Genomic DNA, 4,450 nt, shown 5'->3' with positions numbered 1-4,450 from the left:
CAAGGAAATCCAAATCAAACTCTTCTTCATCTAAAAGAACAGTTAAAGTGTGAACAGGACGAATGTACTCAAAGCTATTTCCAGCCCAGTGCATGCTGACAGGGAAAGTCAATGACTTCAAAACATCTACAACACCAGGAACAATGGCTTCAACTGGTTGACCCACTTCTTCCTTGGTAACATAGACATATTCTTCACCCTTGATTTCACGGAATTCGATATCTTCGACAGTCAAGCCTTTTCCACGGACAAATCCTTGAGCCGCTTTGGTGAAATTTCCATCACTATCCAAGGCAATTTTCTTTGCTGGCCCCTTAAAATCTTCTGTCAAATCAGCCTGTTTGTCTGCTAAACCAGTCACACGAACAGCCAAACGACGTGGTGTTGAGAAGGTTTGAATGGCTTCAAAAGACAGGCGGTTTTCCTTGAGGAAGGCTGCCATTTTTTCGCCTAGTTGTTTTTCGCTTGGTGTGACAACATAGGCTGGTAATTCTTCAAGACCGAGTTCTACTAATAAGTTTTTTGTCATGTTTTTTCTCCGAAAAGTATCTTTTTATTTTCCAGTTTGCCTTATGTGATTGGCACGCAAGCAACCAACTTCGTTGTTTCATTGCTAAAATTGGAGCCAAAATCTCCAATTTTGCCTAGTATCCTTAGTTTCACTAAGGATACCTTCATCACTGCGGCAACTGGCTCAGGGCTCACTCTGTTCGCCCATTTTCGTAATTTGTCACTCTCTTTATTCTGCGTCTTCTGCTAGGAGTTTAGCTCGTGTTTCTTCATCCAAAAGTGGGTAACCTAGGCGTTTGCGTTCTGCAACAAAGGTTTTGGCTACGACACGGGCTAGGTTACGAATACGAGCGATATAGCCTGCGCGCTCTGTTACAGATACGGCACCACGCGCATCAAGCAAGTTAAAAGTGTGTGAACATTTGAGAACATAGTCATAGGCAGGGTGAACCAAGCCTTCTTCTAATGCACGACCAGCTTCTTTTTCAAACTTATCAAAGTTTTCCAGCAACATTTCTTGGTCCGAAATTTCAAATGAATATTTTGAATGCTCGTACTCAGGCTGGATAAAGATTTCTCCGTATTTTACACCATCAGCCCACTCAATATCATAGACAGAGTCTACTTCTTGAATGTAAGAAGCCAAACGTTCCAAACCATAGGTAACTTCCGCAGTCACAGGGCCAGTTGCCAATCCACCGACTTGTTGGAAATATGTGAACTGGGTGATTTCCATCCCATCAAGCCAAACTTCCCAACCAAGACCAGCTGAACCAGTTGATGGGTTTTCCCAGTTGTCCTCAACGAAGCGAATATCGTGTTCCAAAGGATTGATTCCCAATTTTTCCAAAGACTCAAGGTAAAGTTCCTGGATATTTGATGGAGATGGCTTCATGACCACTTGGAATTGGTGGTGTTGGTAAAGACGGTTAGGATTTTCTCCGTAACGACCGTCAGCAGGACGACGTGATGGTTCTACATAAGCCGCATTCCATGGTTCAGGTCCGATAGCACGAAGGAAAGTGTAAGGACTCATTGTTCCCGCACCTTTTTCATTATCATAAGCCTGCATAAGCATACAACCTTGGTCATTCCAAAATTGTTGCAAAGTAAGGATGATTTCCTGGAAAGTCAATTTTTTAGACATTATTTACTCCTTTAATTTATATTATCTTCTTAGATTTATTTATCAAGCAACCAAGAAAAGGCTGGGTCCTGAAAAATATGATGTTTGGGAACAGTTAGTAAATTCTGATCGCATTCATCTATTGTACCTAATTTCAAAGCACAGACTTCTGGTATATTTTCTTGAACAGTGAAAATTTGACTATGACAGTTCTGGCAGTAATAACGCTGTTTTCCTGGAGAAGAACTATAGGAAACAAGCTTTTCTTTTCCATGCAATACTAGCTTTTCACTGCTAACTTTAGCATTAACTGTATAGGCAGACGCAGTTGCTTTCCGACAAAATGAGCAATGACAAAAAACTAATTCCGATAATTCCTCATCTAGAGTGTAGGTCACTGCTTTACATAAACAAGATCCTTTAAGCATTATGCTCCTTCCTACTTAGGTATTAGACGAATTCAAAAAGAACCGCATTTCAACACCCAAGCCTTGCGACTAGGGGCGTCAGAAACGCGGTTCCACCCTAATTTATTACTTCATTATCTTTGAGAATACTACAGAAAGCGCCAGCTCTTTATTTTGTCCTACTTGGCTCCCACTATCCCAAGCTCGCTTGAAGAACGCCATAAGACTTTCTTTCCTGCTAACTATTATATCAAAAATTAGAACAATGTACAATTCTTTTTATGATTTTCTAGAAATCCATATCATCAACTTGTGGAGCACCAGACTGAACAGCAATTGTTTTTAAAGTTTCTCGCTCCTCATGACTAAGTTCAATTCCAAAGCAATCAAGATTAGCCTGAATACGAGAGGCTGTGACAGATTTTGGAAGTGGTAGAAATCCTTCTGCCAAGCTCCAGGCCAAGGCTATCTGAGCAACCGATTTTTCGTGATTTGCCGCAATTTCTTGCACTTGCTTGCTATCAAACAGTTCTCCCTGACCAAAAGGTCCCCAAGCTTCCAATAAAATTCCTTTTTCTCGACAGTAATTTACGACTTCCTCTTGATACACACCTGGCGCCAAACGAACTTGATTGACCGCTGGAAGAATTTTTGCTGTTTCAAGCAAGGCATCCAAATGATGGGGAAGAAAATTACTAACTCCAATAGCACGGATTTTGCCTTCTTGATAGAGGTCTTCCATCGCTCTCCAAACTTCTGCATTTCGGATTTTCCATTGGTCATTTTCTCTGAGCGGTTTTGGATTTGGCCAATGAATCAAATACAAATCCAAATATTCCAAGCCCAGCTTCTCTAAAGACTCTTCAAAAGCCTGACGAGCTTGCTCATAGGTGTGGTTTGTATTCCACAATTTACTGGTTACAAAAATTTCCTCACGCGGTACTCCACTATCTTGAATAGCACGACCAACACTTTCTTCATTCTGATAAATCGCCGCCGTATCAATATGACGATAACCAGCCTTCAAGGCTTCTAACACTGCACGATAGGCTTCTTCTCCATCCTTAGCCTTAAAAGTTCCAAATCCCAGAACTGGAATCGTAACACCATTATTTAAAGTATAAGATTTCATTATTTTTCCTTTCTATAAGAAGAAAATCCAAAGAAGCAAATTTTCAAGGAAAACTTTTCTCTTTAGATTTTGTGTATTATTGGTCACGGTCGTAGTAGAGCTGGTGAGCTTTGAGACGACTATCTAACAAATCTGGTATAGTCACAAAGTCATAACCTTGCCCTTTCAAGTAGTCAATAACCTTCGGTAGAGCATTTATAGTCTCAGCATGGATATCATGCATGAGAATAATAGAACCATTCTTGACTTCACGCTGAATTTCTGTCAAAATAGATGCTTCATTTTTACTCTTCCAGTCCAGACTATCCACATCCCACATAATAAAGCTCAAATCGAGGCTATTGCGAATGTCGTCTGTAATGGCTCCATAAGGCGGACGCATGAGTTTAGAGCTAGAACCCAGCACTTTAGTTAGCGCATCCTCCGTATCAGTAATTTGTTTTTAGCTTCATCAAGGGAAAGTTTTGAAAGCACTGGATGACTCCAACTATGGTTTCCAATAACATGACCATCTGCTTTCATGCGTTTCAAAATCTCTTCATTGCCAGAAACATTCTTACCTAAAACAAAGAAAGTTGCTTTGATACCATGCTTAGAAAGTGTATCTAATGCTTGATTTGTCGTTGCAGGATTTGGTCCATCATCAAAAGTCAAGGCTACTACTTTACGATTTTTCTTTTCAAAATAAGCCTTATATAGCTCTGCATCCTTATCTAATAAATAAGAGGACTGAATAACTTCAAAGAAACTAGATACTGGCAAGGCAATCTCGTCTAGATTTTCAACTGACTGACTTGGATAAAGGATAATCTGACTATCCTTATAATCAAAGTTCCATGCAGACAAGTCTTGATCAGACAAACCTTTAACAACTTGATCAATCTTTTCTTGCTCCAATTTCTTGTCCTGCAAGAAAGAAGTCAGTTCTTTTATCAGTTGCTCTTTAGCCTTACTAGGATCTGAAAATAGTTGATCAAGTGTAAAAGGTTTACCATCTTCTGTCAAATGCACTTTCGCTAGACTAGTTTTTTCAGTCTCTTCAACTTTTGACGAAGTTAAATCATAGACTTGTTTCATCACACTTCGGTTGACAATCCCTTTTAAAGTCGAATCCTGTTTCTCCGTATAATAAAAAACCAGATTCTCCTTGTCTTCTAAGTTTTCCTTAATATCCTGCACTATGATTTCTTTTACAGACGAAATTACTTGCTCCCCTTGGAGAGGATAATAGGTAATCACTTCAGCTTGTCCTTTACGAAAATGATCCTTCTGATT

Annotated in this window: 4 protein-coding genes and 1 pseudogene; all 5 read right to left on the bottom strand. The window is 39.7% G+C overall.

Annotated features, from left to right (window positions below):
- Positions 1–529, bottom strand: a 529-nt coding sequence (locus tag SMIDD26_RS04940) for a glycine--tRNA ligase subunit beta (RefSeq protein ID WP_134990187.1), incomplete at its 3' end; no start/stop codon positions are given.
- A gap of 210 nt (positions 530–739) precedes the next feature.
- Positions 740–1,657: a glycine--tRNA ligase subunit alpha gene (glyQ, locus tag SMIDD26_RS04935; protein WP_000038736.1), complete on the bottom strand. Its 918-nt coding sequence runs from the start codon at positions 1,655–1,657 to the stop codon at positions 740–742.
- A 35-nt stretch (positions 1,658–1,692) separates the two neighbouring features.
- Positions 1,693–2,064, bottom strand: a complete 372-nt coding sequence (locus SMIDD26_RS04930) for a GFA family protein (RefSeq protein ID WP_061439270.1) — start codon at positions 2,062–2,064, stop codon at positions 1,693–1,695.
- 268 nt (positions 2,065–2,332) lie between these two features.
- Positions 2,333–3,175 carry an aldo/keto reductase gene (locus SMIDD26_RS04925; RefSeq protein WP_061439268.1) on the bottom strand — a complete coding sequence of 281 codons (843 nt, stop codon included), beginning with the start codon at positions 3,173–3,175 and terminating at the stop codon, positions 2,333–2,335.
- 76 nt (positions 3,176–3,251) lie between these two features.
- Positions 3,252–4,450, bottom strand: a pseudogene (locus tag SMIDD26_RS04920) (polysaccharide deacetylase family protein); the annotation flags it as partial.

The organism is Streptococcus mitis, from assembly GCF_001579035.1.
GTDB lineage: Bacteria > Bacillota > Bacilli > Lactobacillales > Streptococcaceae > Streptococcus > Streptococcus mitis_J.
Note: the sequence above shows the minus strand (reverse complement) of the source record. Positions and strands in the feature narration are given on the sequence as shown.